Here is a 14,864-nt window from a genome sequence, read left to right as displayed (position 1 = left end):
ATCCTTTTCCATAAGAAGTTGGTTGAAATTCTTCTCCCACTCTCGCACCAGATGAACTAAGTTGCGTTTGTGGACAGAGTGAAGAACAGTATCCTAAAATGAAAGTGCCCACTACTCTTCGCAGCTTGATTAGCCGGAACACTCTTTATCTTCACTTGGTTAAATGAAAGCTCTGCTCGATTAAGTTATAGATTTCGCCTCCTGGATCTGTCCGTTCTAAAACAATTGAAATCCAATGTTCCTTATCCATATGATATCCGGGTAAGATATTTTCCCCGTTTCTTAAGCTATCACTTATTTCAGGGGGACATTTTAGATTTAGAATATCTATTTCGCCATGACCATCCAAGCCTAATTTTTCTGGGAGAACATTCATGATAAGACCGTACCATTTTTTGTTTGATGTATGTCTCAAAGAAGCATAGTTTGGGTATTTCTCCCACGGGTAATCAGGCGATGTACCGTATTTTTCTTTGACGTGTTTAAAGATATCTTCTCTTGTTAACATACTCAATCACTCCTTTATTCGCTCTCATTCTTTCATAGAAAAAACAAAGGTCAACGGATCTTTGGTAGTCTTTTGGACATGTCACCAATGGCAGAGTTATATCTAATGCTTCTAATCCCCACGGGTACCATTCAACAAGATTGGGCGGGTTGAAGGAAGTATGCTTTTTCATATTGATGAATCTATTATTGTTAGTAGGCACGGGATCATCTATTCCTTTTTACTGTACCACAAGCCTCTGTTGAAATACCCCATTAAGACAGTGAAATAGAAAAATCGCTATATATAAAAGGTAATGGATGCTGTTCTTGATCGAAACGAGTATGCTAATATAATCTCGTTTAGGAGGGGATTGATATGATCAAGAAAATGGCTCAAATGAATTTGAAAGATTTCAATAAACCAAATGAACCTTTCGTTGTTTTTGGGAGAATGATACCTGCTTTTGAAAACGGTGTTTGGACATATACTGAGGAACGATTTTCTGAACCTTATTTTAAACAATATGAAGATGATGAAATGGATGTTAGTTATATTGAAGATGAAGGGAAGGTTGTCTTTTTATATTATGTTGAAAACAACTGCATCGGCCGGATTAAGATTCGTTCTAACTGGAATGGGTATGCACTAATAGAGGACATTGCCGTTGCAAAAGACTATAGACAAAAAGGCGTTGGAACAGCATTATTACATAAAGCGATTGAGTGGGCAAAGGAGAATCGCTTTTGTGGTCTTATGCTTGAAACACAAGATATTAATGTTTCAGCTTGTCGTTTTTATGCCAAACATCACTTTATAATAGGTGCAGTTGATACGATGCTTTATTCCAACCTTCCAACAGCAAATGAAATTGCGATTTTTTGGTACTATAAATTTTAATTTATCATAAAATTATTGAACGAAACGTAGCTTGTTTTGCGTTTCGTTTTTTCAAAGAAGAGGTTTTTTAACCCCTTCTTTTTTTTGATAAGAATTGTTTTTCCACAATAGGCATAAAAACGTGAAGGATCATTCCTCCTAAACAGACGGTTAATAGGGTTCCGATGCCGATAGGGCCTTTAAAGATGATGGCTAATACTAAGAAAAGAGCGTATACCAATGTTCTTGAAAACAAGATTGTTCTTTTGGAGAGATCTCGGATAATAAGTGTTAAATGATCGATGGGTGTTGATGCGAATTTCGTCTGAAGATAGATGGCTGTTCCAAGACCGATGAGCACCAAACCAATTCCGAAACAAATCAGTTTGCTTAACAACGCGTTTAGATAGAGGGTGTTTTTTACAACAAACAACCAAAGATCAATGCCTATTCCAGTAATGAATGCTGTAATCAAGCCCAGCAAAATAGGTTTTTTTCTCGTTAATATAGCGTTGCAGATTAAGAGGATCACAGAAATAAGGACCTCCCAGCTTCCTACGGTAAGTCCGACTTCTTTTGACAGACCCACCAAAAGGGCATCGAAGGGTGATGTGCCCAGTCCTGATTGTATGGTTAAGGAAATGCCCAAACTTAATATGAGTATGCCTAATCCGTAAAAAATATATTTCATGTTAAATCCGCGATATGTCTTTTGTCATCAGGACGTGAGGGATGCCGTCTTCCATAAATTCCTGTGAAGAAATCTGGTAGCCCAGTTTTTGATAAAAGCCTGCTGCTTGTGTTTGACCATGCAGCTTACATGCAGTCAGTCCTTTTTCTTTTATGATTTTTTCTAACCCGCTTACGATGACTTTTCCCAATCCATACTTACGGTAAGGTTTTAGGATGCAGATTCTTTCCAGCTTTGCTGTATGGTCAACGATGCGCACACGGCCCGTGCCGACAGGCTGATTCTCATGATATACCAAGACATGCTGGCATTGTTCCTGGAGCGTATCAAATTCATCGAACTCTTCGGATTCCGATACATGTTGCTCCTCAATGAAAACCGTTTTTCTAATATTTAAAGCTTCATGTAAATCAGCTTCAGTTGTTATTCTTTTTATATTCATTATGAATCAATCCTTTTCTGATATTAGTCTGGACTGTACAGCATGCATGTGGTCTTATAATAGTAAGGTTAAAACATTTTTGTTGTAATTGCAACAAAAATACGTGAGGGGTTTTAGGAATGAATGATATTTTGCGTGAGATCGGCATGATAGCAAGAGCGTTGGATTCCATAAGCAACATCGAATTTAAAGATTTGGACTTAACAAGAGGGCAGTATCTCTATCTCGTACGTATATACGAGAATCCGGGAATTATTCAAGAAAAATTGGCGGAAATGATAAAGGTGGACCGGACAACGGCCGCGCGGGCCATTAAGAAACTGGAAATGCAGGGATTTATTCAAAAACTGCCAGATGAGCAAAATAAAAAAATAAAAAAACTGTTCCCGACTGAGAAAGGGAAAAAGGTATATCCATTGTTAAGAAGAGAAGGAGAACATTCCACGGAAGTGGCCTTGTCCGGTTTTACTTCAGAGGAAAAGGAAACAATTTCTGCACTCCTTCATAGAGTGAGGAAGAATATAGAACGTGATTGGGAATATGTGAAGAAGGGGAACAAAAGGGATTATTAATGGACAATGTTTACAAGTTGAGATGATGCTGGCGAAAATCGGCGTCTCCTTCTCAAGAATACCAGTCTGCTGGAGTGTGGGACCATTTTCAAGATAAACTGCCTGGAAAATGGTCCGTTCACTTCTGTTTTCTTTAAAACTATCAAAAAATTTCCAAAGGAGATGGTTTGCGTGAACTTGAGACAACTATCAGAACATGTCTATCAATGTGAATTTGAGCTTGATGTGCCTCTTCGTATTCCGGTTCATACCTGGTTTATCAAAGATGGTGATGATGTTTATATTGTTGATACGGGAATAGAACGTTTTGCTGATGCTCAAATTAGGGCAGCGTTAGCGATCGGCAATCCAAAAGCCATTTTGCTTACCCATGGCCACAGTGATCATATCGGAGGTGCATCAAAATGGTTAGAGAGATTTGATATTCCGATTTATGCCCACCGGAAAGAACTTATATATATCAATGGAGAAGCGCCTTATCCGAACAAAAATGAAGTGGAGAACACAGGGGTAGCCCATATTGTCCAGCCGCTGACGGAGCAAACGCTTGCTCACCTGCCTCTGAAATACTATTTAACACCTGGCCATTCTCCGGGGCATGTCGTGTATTATCATAAAATCGATCGTACGCTATTAACGGGCGACCTTTTTATCACAAGTAAGGAGGATTTACACCCACCTATAAGAAGATTCAGTGTTGATATAAATGAGAACATCGATAGCGGCTCAATCATAGATCAAATCAAACCAACGCTCATTTGCTCTTCACATGGCGAAGAAATTCTTTATAACGAAGAATTGTATAAAAACTATGTGGTAAGGTATAGGGATTAATGGAAGTCAAAAACATAAGCTGAAAATTCTTCAGCATGGTGAAGCCCTCGATCCGATTTACTCACACCCAAAAAGAAAAAATGGCAGCTGCCTGACGCGGAGGCTTTTACGGAGCTTGTTATACATTCGATTCGTGAGGAAAAGGAGTGAGTGTCAGGATCACTCCTTTTCTATTTAAATTGCGGCTGTGAGCTTTGGTTTTACAAATTTCATGAAAATCCCTCTGACTAATGGGCCCATAATCAGTAATTGCAACGGATAGGCCAGGATGAAATTTTTCAACACAATCATAAGATAAGCACTGAAGAGGCTGTCCCCGTTCAGCCCATTTGCTAGAACCGCTGTCACTAAACCGAACACAGACATACAAAGTACCATGCCAATCACCATACAAGTTGACATGGCAAGGATGACATAAATTTTTTTAGTCTTGTCGAACGGCATGCGGAATGCAATCTTCTTGGCGAGGGGGCCCACTAACAGTAAATCTAACAGGAGGGCGACCATAAAACCGATGACCATTTCAAAAACGGTCATCAGTGAAAAATCCTGAATGGCTCCGTTGATGATGGCGTTGTAAATCGACATGACGCAAACCATTCCAAAGCACATCATCACGCCAAATATAAGGCCTTCTTTTTTATTTGCTGGCATACAATCATTCCTTCTCTCCATAATCGGTGATTAGTATACCAATGAACCGTTCATGCTCATAAGTGACAAATTTGTGAACAATCTATAAAACAGAATCGTCTTGTTTTGTCATCAGCACATGCGGAATGCCGTCCAGCATAAATTCTTCTGATGCAGTCTGATAGCCGAGCTTTTCATAAAAGCCTGCCGCCTGTGTCTGGCCGTGCAGTTTGAAGGTAGAAATGCTTTGTTCTTTCACAATATGTTCTAATGCATCGACGATCACTTTTCCCAAACCGAATTTGCGGTAAGGCTTCAGAATGCAGATTCGTTCCAGTTTCCCCGTGTGGCCAACGATACGGACACGTGCAGTGCCCACAGGTACATTCTGATGATAAGCCAGGATGTGCTGGCAGTCACCGTGGAGTGTATCGAACTCATCGAATTCATCCGAAATGGGACAGCCTTGTTCCTCTACAAATACTGCCTTTCTGATTTCAAAAGCTGTATGTAAATCCTGTTCTGACGTGATTTTTTTGACATTCATGTTTGAATCCTCCCTACTCAGAAAAATGGCTGATCACATATTGTTTAAAGGTCTCAGCAACCGGTGATAAAAACCTGCCTTTTATCCAGGCAATTCCTATGACACGCTGACATTCCGGCCAGCTGACGCGGATTTTGGTGATTTTGCTTTGGTCTAAGCCTTTCAGGTCTGGGAGAATAGATATGCCCAGTCCGGCTGCCACAAAACCTGCGGCAGTAGCTGCTTCTTCTCCTTCAAACATAATGTTCGGCTGTATATCAGCCTTCTCAAACAGCTCATCGACCGTCATCCGAAGCGCATAGCCCTTTTTCAATAAAATAAAACGCTCCCCGGCAATCTCATTCAGGGTAATGCTTTCGCGACTGGCTAATGGGTGATCATTTGGCACAAATACAAAGAGTTCTTCACTCCACAGCTTGATCCATTGGATCGGATTTTCAGGCTTAATCGAAGCGAGGAGACAGAGGTCCAGATCCCCGGATTTTAATCGTTCAAGCAGCCAATAAGAGTGGTATTGCTTCAGCTGGAAGGAAATGTTGGAGTATTCCTGCTGAAAGGAGCCGATGAGATCGGGCACGAGCGTGGTGCCTAATGTATGTAAAAAACCGAGAGAGACTACGCCTTGGTCTGGCTTTAATAAGGCTTGGATTTCTTCTTTTCCTTCGGTGTACTCCTTCATCATCGCCTGAACCCGCCGCAAAAAAATGTGTCCGTATTGATTTAAGCTAATGGATCGTCCTTGCCTGTCAAATAGCGGCACGCCCAAATGATTTTCCAGCCTGGCGATAGAGCGTGAAAGCGCAGGCTGTGTGATGGAGAGGCTTTTTGCAGCTTTCGTGACGTGCTGCATTCGGGCCAGTGTTTGAAAATATTCAAGTTGTTCCCATTCCAATTATCATCCCTCCTTTATTACATATAAGCATGAAAATGATATTTTATATGCATTATACAACATATATCAACGGTGCTAAGATAGTAATATAAACAGACTCGAGGATGTTTGAATTCGGAAGAAATAAAGGATGATTGTTTATGAATGGCAGTGCTCCACAACATGATGAGGGACCAATAAAGTCCCGATGACATACATTCAAAAAGGCACACCGGTTTTTCGAAAAATTACGTTTGCTTTCTTCGCTGCGGGTTTCAATACATTTGCGATTCTATATTGCGTACAGCCGCTCATGGAGGAATTCACGCGGGAATTTCATGTAACGCCTACTGCGGCGAGTCTTTCTTTATCTGTTACCACAATGCTGTTAGCTGTGAGCATGCTTGTCTTTGGTTCATTATCCGAGGTGTGGGGGCGCAAGCCGATTATGGGTATTTCCATGCTGGCCGCATCGGTTCTCTGTCTGGCATCGGCCTTTAGTCCGAACTTTCATACGCTGCTCGTATTGAGAACCATTCAAGGCGTTGCGCTCGCAGGCCTTCCGTCGATTGCGATGGCTTATCTCGGGGAAGAAATTGAACCCGGAAGTCTTGGGTCGGCGATGGGGCTGTATATCAGCGGAAATGCAATCGGCGCCGTTTTCGGAAGGATCGTTTCCGGGCTCCTGAGCGAGTACTTGAATTGGCATATGGCGATGGGATCAATTGGTGTCATTAGTTTGATTGCTAGTGTTATATTTTTTATAAATTTGCCGCCATCCAGGCATTTTACGCCAAGAAAATTGAAGCTCGGGAAATTGGGAATGTCTCTGATCGGCCACTTGAGGGACCGTAAACTATTCAGCTTGTTTCTCATTGGTTTTTTGCTGCTTGGAAGCAATGTTGCCTTGTTTAATTACATTGTGTATGTGCTGTTGGGCCCGCCGTATTCGCTTAATAAAGCATTTTCCAGCTGGATCTTTATTGTGATGATTGTAGGCATTTTCAGCTCGTCTTTCATTGGAAGAATGGTTGATCGGTATGGCTATCCGAAAATATTGGTGATGAATATTTTCATCGTCATTGCAGGTGCGTTATTTACGATAAACAATATGCTGGCAGTGAAAATTCTGGGGATTGCCCTCTTTACATTCGGTTTTTTCGGAGGGCATTCAGTTGCCAGCAGCTGGGTGGGCAGGAGAGCCCTTCACAACAAAGCACAGGCTTCATCGCTGTATTTGTTCTTTTATTACGCCGGTTCAAGTGTTTTCGGAACAATCGGAGGGCTATTCTGGTCTGGTTTTCACTGGCTGGGCGTTGTCGGTATGATCACCTTCATGCTGCTGGTTGCGTTATGGCTGTCGGGATACTTGGCAAGAAGTGCGAAAGTGCCGGATAAAAGGAACGAAAAAGGATTGAATTGATCAGTAAAAAAGGACCGTTAGCGGGTCCTTTTTTATTTCCAATGGGCAGGGATTCGTAAAGACAGCGGCAGCTTTGTGTTCGAATCGCCGTTGGCGGCGTTCACCTGTGCCTGTGTCAGAAAGATGCTCCCGGTCAGGTCGGCGCCGCTGAGATCGGCGTCTCTCATATCTGCACCGATAAAGTCTGTCATTCTCAAATCGGCATTTCTCAGATCGGCGGCTATGAGCAGCGCCCCTCTTAGATTTGCTCCTCGCAGATCAAGCCCTTTCAGTTTCGCGCCGATCAGGACACTTCTCCGGCTGACCTTTTTCGGGAGTTTTGGATGGCGGGCTTGGGCTCGCACCAGTTCACTTGTTTTTAACAGCCATTCATTGACCTCAGCTCGATGCTCGTCCACCTGCAGTGTCAGCAAGCGTTCTTTGCTGAGTCTGGTGAGCCTTTCTATTTTTTCGAAAGTGGTTCTCAGTTCAGCATGAATCGGCTTGGCTATATCTATAGAAAGAGCTTCATGTAAATACCAGAGCATTTCGTGCAGCTGCTGCATGATAGGAAAAACATCAAACATCTGGTTGGCCGTTTCGGGGCTGTTTCGCCAATCCTTTCCCTCATAAGTGATTTGGGATACTTTTTGGCCGGCGCCAAAGCATTCATATGCAGAGCAGCCTCGAAATCCTTTTTCTCTGAGATCTTTATGTATAGAACATTGATAGTTTGATTGTAAGTTGCGGCAAGGCGTGCCCCCGTCTTTATCAAAAGCAAAATCTGCCGACTTCGCATAAGGCAAGGCGACACAGCACAGGCCAAAACAGTGCCGGCAATCCGCACTTAAATCATGATGTATATTGTCATGTAACGTTACTTCCGCAGACAATAATGTTCACCCCTTCACTTGGGTACTTTGTTAAATATATCTATTTGATTATATAGGAAAAAAGGATACTTTTCATTTTGTTTTCAAGGTTTCAGTGGTCTAGCGATGTATAATATATCCAATCATGATGATTGGGGGAATTCATTTGGAACAGCAATTGAAAGACATCATCTCTGCGTGTGATTTGGCAATCCAAAATGAAGATTTTGATACACTGATGAATTATTATTCGGAAGATGCCGTTTTAGTTGTGAAGCCGGGCATGATCGCGCGAGGCAAGGAAGAAATCAAAAAAGCGTTTATCACGATTGCGAACTATTTCAATCATCATATTGTCCCGACACAAGGGAAAATGATCCTGTTGGAAGCAGGTGACACGGTACTCGTTCTTTCTCAGACACTGCTTGATTCGGATAAAAAGGACTCCGAGTATGCGATGGAAAGAAGGGCGACCTATGTATTTAAAAAGAATGCGCAAGGCGAGTGGCTTTGTGTAATTGATAATTCATATGGTACGGATTTAATTGGTGTGTAAGATATGTCTTTGATGTGCCATTCCTGCATATAATGATTCATTCAGCTGATTAGGGAAGGTGACACAATTGAATGTGTATGACATCAGAATGGCTCCTTATTGGTTTTATGAAGGCAGAGAACTTGTTCAACATCCATACGTATTTCGGCAACCTGTCTCCTCACGTGCAATCATTGCATCTACCCGCGGCGATGTAACGGGAGACGGCGTTATTGACGAGGTCTTTCTAACTGGAAATCAAATGCCCGGCAGCCCGTTATGGAGAGATATCACATTGGTGATCCGTGATGGCAGAACCCATCAGGAGCAGCGGATTCAGCTTCAAAACAATATGGGATACAATCCGTCACTTTTTCTGGGGGATATGACAGGCGACAAGATTGAGGATGTGGCAGTAGTAATGGACACAGGGGGAAGCGGCGGTGCTATTTATGCATATGTGTTTGCCTATCTAAACAGGCAGTTCCGGCGAATTTTCAATTCAGATGTATTGAATGATGAATTAAAGTACAGTGTGAGGTATCAAAATCAATATAAAGCGAGCGTCATCAGTCATCAGCAAAACGAAACGTATATCCTCGACCTTACTTACAAGGGCAGGGAATATTTGAATGAGATTTATAACAGCCAAGGTGTGTTAAAAATGCCGATAGAAGGATGGGTGAATCCTTTATCGGGCTTGTATCCGGTTGATTTTGACAGAGACGGCGTATACGAATTATTGGCGTACCAGCGGATAGCGGGAAGGTATAACGCCGACTCATTGGGATATGTTCAAACCGTATTGAAATGGAACGGACGGCGTTTTGCCGTTGACCGGCAGAATGTTTCGATTGTTGGCGGTGCTGTCTCGTAATCCTGATGGCTGTCACCCTATAAAGGGTGACAAAACACTACAGGTGTTCTGCAACGACAACCAAATAATAAGATAAACCGGTTTGCTGCTCTTCTAACATTCCTCTATGGAAATCATCTTGCATAAAAAAACGTGTTTGTTTTACGTAATCTTCTTTACTTGTCGGATGCCCGTTCTGATTTAGGAACTTAAGATGATTCATGACATGCTCTTGCACGGAAGGGTCATGATACGTTACACCATTTCTTAAAAAATCAGCCATCCTATCAAGAAAATGTTTAGCCTCTATTGCCATTTTGTTCATTTCATCGACATTGATTGTATGTGTATCCAATTCAAAATCGTAACGCTCTTTTAAATACCCATTTTGTTCTGCTAAAGATTGTTTCCATTCTTCAGCGCTTTCAAATCCTTTAAACATTACCTTATGATCCATGTTTTCGCCTTTTCTCGTGTATTCTAAAGATGTGTTGACTGTTTGAATGAGACGCTGATACTTTTCAATTTTCTTTTCAAACAGCTTTTTTTGTTTTTCTAATGTACTTGTTCTTTCAGCATCCTCTTTTAGTAATGTTTTGATTTCTGACAAAGGAATATCTAATTCTTTGTAAAAAAGGATTTCCTGCAGTCTTTTTAGTTCTTCAGCGCCATAGTACCGATATCCGGCTTCGCTTATTTCCTTTGGGGCCAGCAAGCCGATTTTGTGGTAATGATAAAGCGTTTTAATTGTGACATTCGCAATATTGGATAGTTCTTTTACTGTTAATTTCACCATCTGACTCCTCCTTTCTTCTTTCACTATGAGGCCTTACCTTTGGTTGGAGTCAAGGATAAAATGGTGGTGTTTTCGTCCGAGAACAGCCTAGTGAATGTTGGGAGAAAGAAAATAACACCTGGCGGATTCAAAGAAAAGAGTGCTTTTCAGCAAGCACTCTTCATTCCAGTTTAATTCGTTTTACATCCCCTAATACAAACACATAAAAAACCAATCCCAGCAACAGCACAAAACCAGCTACCAGAAAGCTGAGGGTAAAGGAGCCTGTCACATCAAACAAATACCCTGTCAGTGACGCAGCAATAATGCCTCCGAACAGGTTGTTTGCGAGATTCACCATGGAGCTCAGCATGGATACGGAACCGATCGGCGCGAGTTCTGCGGAGATGGACCAGCCGACCGGAGCGGTTGCGGAAATTCCGGCGAGTCCGATGGAAATGCAAATAATGGCTACGGTAATATTGTTCGTCAGAATGGAGCCTAAAAAGAAAAAGCCAAAGCTCATTCCGACTATGATTACGGTTCGGTACACCTTGGTGTTAGGATAGCCTTTCTTAATAAAATAATCGACGAGCCAGCCGCCGACGGCAATTCCGGAAATGGTTGAGATCAGCCACGGAACTGCCGTAAATAAACCGGACGACATGAGATCCATACCGTATGTATGTTTAAAGAAAGTCGGAAGCCAGGTGAGCAGCAGGTTGAATGTATACCCGTACCCTGTAAATCCGATCATTAAGCCCCATACTTTCCGATTGGTGAAAAGCTTTTTTAAAAGCGGGCCCGTTTTGTAAGGGATTTGCTCTGTTGTAATGGCATTGTGTTTTTGAATATAGTTTAGTTCACTTTTAGAAATGCGTTTGTGCCGTTCAGGCTGTTCATAATACTGCCAGAAAAAGATCGTAAACAGCACATTGATGCATCCAATCGTCAAAAAAGCGACACGCCAGTCAAATGTTGTGACAAGAAACGCGACCAATGGCGCGCCGATTACATTTGAAAACTTGGCGGCCGAATCGAACAGTGAGTTTGCCAATCCCCGCTCACTTGGAGGAAACCAGAGAGCGGTTGCCTTAGAGGCAGCAGGGAACGCAGAGGCGCTCGTCAGCCCAATGAGAAACCGGAACAGATACAACAGCAATTTTCCTTGCAAAAAAGCAAGAAGGATCGTTAAAAAGCTCCATATCGTCATTCCAACCCTCGTGACCCATGCGACCCCAAAACGGTCCAGCAAACTTCCGACAGGCAGCTGCATCAGTGTATAGGAATAGGTGTAAATGGAAAACACGATGCCGAGTTCAGTTGCAGTAAGGTGAAACGAATCTTGTATCGCAGGGGCCGCTACCGAGATGGCCACTCGGTCAAAATAATTAAGAATAATAATGCCGCTAAGTAACGAAGATATGTACCATCTGGTATGCCCAGGCCGTTTCACGCGCTCTTGACTCATGATGAAAACCTCCTCTGTCATAGCATGATCTCCTGATGGAAAAACCATTCAAATTTTAAATACCACAGCGCGCTTTTATATAAACGGCTGGAATTTGACTGGAACAGATCGGTGCTTTAGAATGAAAGTAATAAAAATGAACACTCCAAAGGGGAGTAGCTTTCACAGTAAAGTCGTCATTACGGGACAAGGTGTCCTCGGCTTTGCTGGCAATCTCATTGTTAGCGAGACCTTTGCCAAATCTGATTTTGGTGAAGGTCTTTTTGTTTCAGGAACTTCACCAAATTGGTGGAGTTTTTTCATTTTTATCAAAAAGGGAGAGGAGCATCAGAATGTCTAAGCTGAAAAAGTGGCTGAAGCGTGAATTGGTGAGGAAAGGGCTGCCGTTAGCGAAAGAGAAATTGATTCCGATCTTAAAAGAAAAAATGAAAAAGAAACGATGAGGGGGCTGAAGATGAAGATCATTTTGACAGTACTTGCCGGAGTGGGACTTTTGAGTGCAGGCGGATGCGGCATGCTTGATCAGGTGAACGACGGATTGAACTATACGAGTGAAGCAGCGGGGTATGTGGAGAAGGTGAAGACATTTGCAGAGGAAGCGCCTGAATTGGCTGAGAAAGCTGTAAATGACACCGAGGCGAAAGAAAAACTTGAAGCGCAGCTTGAGTCGATTCAGAAGGCTGCCGCTGATTTTAATGAATTAACGCCGCCTGATGCCGCAGCGGAGATTCATCAAACCATTCAGGAGCATAACGAAACCTTGCAGAAAAGCGCTGAAGAGGTGTTGAAACAAGCCGAGGAAGGCAAGGTATCGCTTAAAGAATTGGAGCAGTCAGACCTGGTCCAAAACGCAAAGCAAATTACTGATGTGATGGGACAAATTGAGAAGCTGGGTGAATAAGAAAAAGCATCCCGATGCGGGATGCTTTTTGCTTATTCAGCCATTGCGTCTGTTAAGACAGGAACGACTTGTTTTTTACGGGAAACAACGCCTTTTAAGAGGGCTGTGTTGTTTTCTAATGTAACGTTGAACGCTTTTTCCACTTTCGCTGCTTCGTTACCGATTGCAAGAGCAAGTGAATCATTTTCTAAGATATCTGTGATAACGAGAAGGAACAGATCAAGATTCTTCTCAGCCACAACTTTTGAGATCACAGCTTCTAATTCAGCTTGGCGTTTTTTCACATCTTCAATGTCCACTGTGTTTACTTGTGCGATTTCGACTTTCTTGCTGCCGAGTGTAAATTCTTTCGCATCAAGAGAAATGAGCTCTTCCACTGTTTTTTTGCTTAGATCAGCGCCTGCTTTCAGCATGTTCAAGCCGTATTCTTCAGCATCTACGCCAGCGATCTCCGCAAGCTCTTTTGCTGCTGCTACGTCTTGGTCTGTGCAAGTTGGAGATTTAAATAACAGGGAATCAGAAATGATCGCAGACAGCATAAGGCCGGCAATTTCTTTCTCGATTTTCACGTTATTCTCTTTGTACATTTTGTTTAAGATGGTAGCCGTACAGCCTACAGGCTCAGCACGATAGTAAAGCGGCTCAGCTGTTTCAAAGTTAGCGATGCGGTGATGGTCGATAACCTCTAAAACCTGAACCTCTTCAATGTCTTTGATGCTTTGCTGGCGTTCGTTATGGTCAACCAGGATAACGCCGTTTACTTCGTTTGCAGCTGTTTCAACAAGACGCGGGCTTTCTTGTTTGAAATAGTCAAGCGCGTATTGTGTTTCGCCGTTGACTTGTCCGAGACGGACAGGCTCAGCATTGAAGCCGAGTTTGTTTTTCAAATCAGCATAAGCAATCGCAGAACAAATCGTATCTGTGTCTGGGTTTTGGTGTCCGAAAATAAGTATCTTTTCCATGATAGCTCCTATCCTTTTTTTAAGTAGTGTAATCTTTATATAGTTTAACACGTCTGGCTGCAGGTGTAATCATGCAAACCCTTAAAAATTGATGTGAATAAGAAGCATTTTCTTTGAGCTAAGGAGAAAAGGTGTGTAAAATACTGGGTAGCTTAGTTGCAAAATGTAATGTAGTATCAAAAAAGGTACTATTGGAGGGTCAAGAATGAGTGGAAAAAAGAATATATACCCGAACAAAGAAGGCTGTCCAGTTGAATTTACTCTAGATGTCATTGGCGGAAAGTGGAAAGGAATTCTTTTTTATCACATGATAGATGGCAAGAAACGATTTAATGAGTTTCGGCGAATCTGCCCGAGTATTACTCAAAGAATGCTTACTCTTCAGCTGAGGGAGCTGGAAGCGGACGGCATCGTGCATCGTGAGGTTTATCAACAGGTGCCGCCCAAGGTTGAGTACTCTCTGACGGAATTCGGGCGAACGCTTGAACCGATTGTTTTGCAAATGAAAGAATGGGGAGAATCCAACAGAGACGTGCTGGAATCTTATCGTTCGAACGGCTTACTGAAGGATCAGCAGAAATAGCAGCAAAGGGAAAACTCCTTTGCTGCTTGTTTTATTTCATTGAAATGGCTCTGTTGGCGTTTCTGACATCGTTTTTCAACAGTTCAGAAAGGTTGTAAGACGGATAATATCCATGCTGATACATGTATCGATAAACTTGGGCGTGCAGCTGGATGGCAGCATTCAGCTGTTTGACCAGTACGTTTCTTAATTGAGGTGTTGCTGTTTCTGTAATTGCGATGGCATAGCTGCGGACAGATGTTTTGGCAAAACCGAGCAGGTCACCGCTGTAAAATGGGTTATCCGCGCGTTCTTCTTCCTCATCCTCTCTGTGCGGAGCCTGTGGAAAGAACGGAAGAAGCTCTCTTAAATTTTGCTCAACGCCCTGAATAGACACGTTATAAAGCTGTCTGAGCTGAGGGTCTTTTACTTCTCTTATCATTTTCTTCAGTTTAATGAGTCCGTTTGATTGAAAAGCAACCAGCTCGTGCATTTCTAATGTTTCATGCCAAGCCAAAGTTCTGCGTTCATCCATGTGAAAATTCTCCTTTATCGATCAGATTCCATATCAG

General features: G+C 42.4%; 20 protein-coding genes. 9 read left to right on the top strand and 11 right to left on the bottom strand.

The window, feature by feature from the left end; genetic code table 11:
• Positions 1–151: 151 nt before the first annotated feature.
• Complete coding sequence (locus tag ACZ07B_RS17485; protein WP_326225321.1) at positions 152–508, bottom strand: MmcQ/YjbR family DNA-binding protein; 357 nt, start codon at positions 506–508, stop codon at positions 152–154.
• 357 nt (positions 509–865) lie between these two features.
• On the opposite strand from ACZ07B_RS17485, the gene satA reads away from it, so the two are divergent.
• Positions 866–1,387 (top strand): streptothricin N-acetyltransferase SatA, encoded by a 522-nt coding sequence (satA, locus tag ACZ07B_RS17480; protein ID WP_003226870.1) that lies wholly within the window; start codon positions 866–868, stop codon positions 1,385–1,387.
• 67 nt (positions 1,388–1,454) lie between these two features.
• Here satA and ACZ07B_RS17475 read toward each other — a convergent pair whose 3' ends face one another.
• On the bottom strand, positions 1,455–2,057 hold the full coding sequence (locus tag ACZ07B_RS17475; protein ID WP_042976971.1) for a YczE/YyaS/YitT family protein: 603 nt from the start codon (positions 2,055–2,057) through the stop codon (positions 1,455–1,457).
• 1 nt (position 2,058) lies between these two features.
• On the bottom strand, positions 2,059–2,499 hold the full coding sequence (locus ACZ07B_RS17470) for a GNAT family N-acetyltransferase (RefSeq protein ID WP_464877483.1): 441 nt from the start codon (positions 2,497–2,499) through the stop codon (positions 2,059–2,061).
• A 119-nt stretch (positions 2,500–2,618) separates the two neighbouring features.
• Between ACZ07B_RS17470 and ACZ07B_RS17465 the strand changes: the two genes are divergently transcribed.
• On the top strand, positions 2,619–3,071 hold the full coding sequence (locus ACZ07B_RS17465) for a MarR family transcriptional regulator (protein ID WP_003226875.1): 453 nt from the start codon (positions 2,619–2,621) through the stop codon (positions 3,069–3,071).
• A 171-nt stretch (positions 3,072–3,242) separates the two neighbouring features.
• Positions 3,243–3,905, top strand: coding sequence for an MBL fold metallo-hydrolase (locus ACZ07B_RS17460; RefSeq protein ID WP_445214660.1), 663 nt, complete (start codon positions 3,243–3,245; stop codon positions 3,903–3,905).
• A 174-nt stretch (positions 3,906–4,079) separates the two neighbouring features.
• Here the strand turns inward: ACZ07B_RS17460 and ACZ07B_RS17455 are convergent, their stop codons facing one another.
• From ACZ07B_RS17455 to ACZ07B_RS17445, 3 genes are all read right to left on the bottom strand, one after another.
• The gene (locus ACZ07B_RS17455) at positions 4,080–4,559 is read right to left on the bottom strand and encodes a DUF2798 domain-containing protein (protein WP_038429958.1); all 480 of its coding nucleotides are present in this window, start codon (positions 4,557–4,559) and stop codon (positions 4,080–4,082) included.
• A gap of 82 nt (positions 4,560–4,641) precedes the next feature.
• Positions 4,642–5,085 (bottom strand): GNAT family N-acetyltransferase, encoded by a 444-nt coding sequence (locus ACZ07B_RS17450; protein ID WP_445214661.1) that lies wholly within the window; start codon positions 5,083–5,085, stop codon positions 4,642–4,644.
• 13 nt (positions 5,086–5,098) lie between these two features.
• Complete coding sequence (locus tag ACZ07B_RS17445) at positions 5,099–5,977, bottom strand: LysR family transcriptional regulator (RefSeq protein ID WP_464877482.1); 879 nt, start codon at positions 5,975–5,977, stop codon at positions 5,099–5,101.
• Between the two features lie 187 nt (positions 5,978–6,164).
• Here ACZ07B_RS17445 and ACZ07B_RS17440 point away from each other — a divergent pair, with 187 nt between their 5' ends.
• Positions 6,165–7,379: an MFS transporter gene (locus ACZ07B_RS17440; protein ID WP_124059552.1), complete on the top strand. Its 1,215-nt coding sequence runs from the start codon at positions 6,165–6,167 to the stop codon at positions 7,377–7,379.
• Positions 7,380–7,411: 32 nt separating this feature from the next.
• Here the strand turns inward: ACZ07B_RS17440 and ACZ07B_RS17435 are convergent, their stop codons facing one another.
• Positions 7,412–8,251, bottom strand: a complete 840-nt coding sequence (locus tag ACZ07B_RS17435) for a pentapeptide repeat-containing protein (RefSeq protein ID WP_445214662.1) — start codon at positions 8,249–8,251, stop codon at positions 7,412–7,414.
• Positions 8,252–8,396: 145 nt separating this feature from the next.
• On the opposite strand from ACZ07B_RS17435, the gene ACZ07B_RS17430 reads away from it, so the two are divergent.
• Both ACZ07B_RS17430 and ACZ07B_RS17425 read left to right on the top strand, forming a co-directional pair.
• Positions 8,397–8,786 carry a YybH family protein gene (locus tag ACZ07B_RS17430; protein WP_003243451.1) on the top strand — a complete coding sequence of 130 codons (390 nt, stop codon included), beginning with the start codon at positions 8,397–8,399 and terminating at the stop codon, positions 8,784–8,786.
• A 67-nt stretch (positions 8,787–8,853) separates the two neighbouring features.
• On the top strand, positions 8,854–9,642 hold the full coding sequence (locus ACZ07B_RS17425) for a hypothetical protein (RefSeq protein WP_134154926.1): 789 nt from the start codon (positions 8,854–8,856) through the stop codon (positions 9,640–9,642).
• Between the two features lie 37 nt (positions 9,643–9,679).
• Here the strand turns inward: ACZ07B_RS17425 and ACZ07B_RS17420 are convergent, their stop codons facing one another.
• Both ACZ07B_RS17420 and ACZ07B_RS17415 read right to left on the bottom strand, forming a co-directional pair.
• A complete protein-coding gene (locus tag ACZ07B_RS17420) occupies positions 9,680–10,417 on the bottom strand; it encodes a MerR family transcriptional regulator (protein WP_042976959.1) in 738 nt (245 codons plus the stop codon).
• A gap of 160 nt (positions 10,418–10,577) precedes the next feature.
• A complete protein-coding gene (locus ACZ07B_RS17415) occupies positions 10,578–11,888 on the bottom strand; it encodes an MFS transporter (protein WP_014478548.1) in 1,311 nt (436 codons plus the stop codon).
• A gap of 100 nt (positions 11,889–11,988) precedes the next feature.
• Between ACZ07B_RS17415 and ACZ07B_RS17410 the strand changes: the two genes are divergently transcribed.
• Both ACZ07B_RS17410 and ACZ07B_RS17405 read left to right on the top strand, forming a co-directional pair.
• Positions 11,989–12,207, top strand: coding sequence for a hypothetical protein (locus tag ACZ07B_RS17410; protein ID WP_464877481.1), 219 nt, complete (start codon positions 11,989–11,991; stop codon positions 12,205–12,207).
• Between the two features lie 114 nt (positions 12,208–12,321).
• Positions 12,322–12,768, top strand: a complete 447-nt coding sequence (locus ACZ07B_RS17405; protein ID WP_095844108.1) for a DUF6376 family protein — start codon at positions 12,322–12,324, stop codon at positions 12,766–12,768.
• Positions 12,769–12,800: 32 nt separating this feature from the next.
• On the opposite strand, the gene ACZ07B_RS17400 is transcribed toward ACZ07B_RS17405, so the two are convergent.
• Positions 12,801–13,730 carry a manganese-dependent inorganic pyrophosphatase gene (locus ACZ07B_RS17400; protein WP_003226902.1) on the bottom strand — a complete coding sequence of 310 codons (930 nt, stop codon included), beginning with the start codon at positions 13,728–13,730 and terminating at the stop codon, positions 12,801–12,803.
• Positions 13,731–13,935: 205 nt separating this feature from the next.
• Between ACZ07B_RS17400 and hypR the strand changes: the two genes are divergently transcribed.
• Positions 13,936–14,313, top strand: coding sequence for a transcriptional regulator HypR (gene hypR, locus ACZ07B_RS17395; protein WP_014478546.1), 378 nt, complete (start codon positions 13,936–13,938; stop codon positions 14,311–14,313).
• Between the two features lie 31 nt (positions 14,314–14,344).
• Here hypR and cotF read toward each other — a convergent pair whose 3' ends face one another.
• Positions 14,345–14,827: a spore coat protein CotF gene (cotF, locus tag ACZ07B_RS17390; RefSeq protein ID WP_003243364.1), complete on the bottom strand. Its 483-nt coding sequence runs from the start codon at positions 14,825–14,827 to the stop codon at positions 14,345–14,347.
• Between the last annotated feature and the right edge of the window lie 37 nt (positions 14,828–14,864).

It is taken from the genome of Bacillus sp. 9.4 (assembly GCF_055486415.1).
Note: the sequence above shows the minus strand (reverse complement) of the source record. Positions and strands in the feature narration are given on the sequence as shown.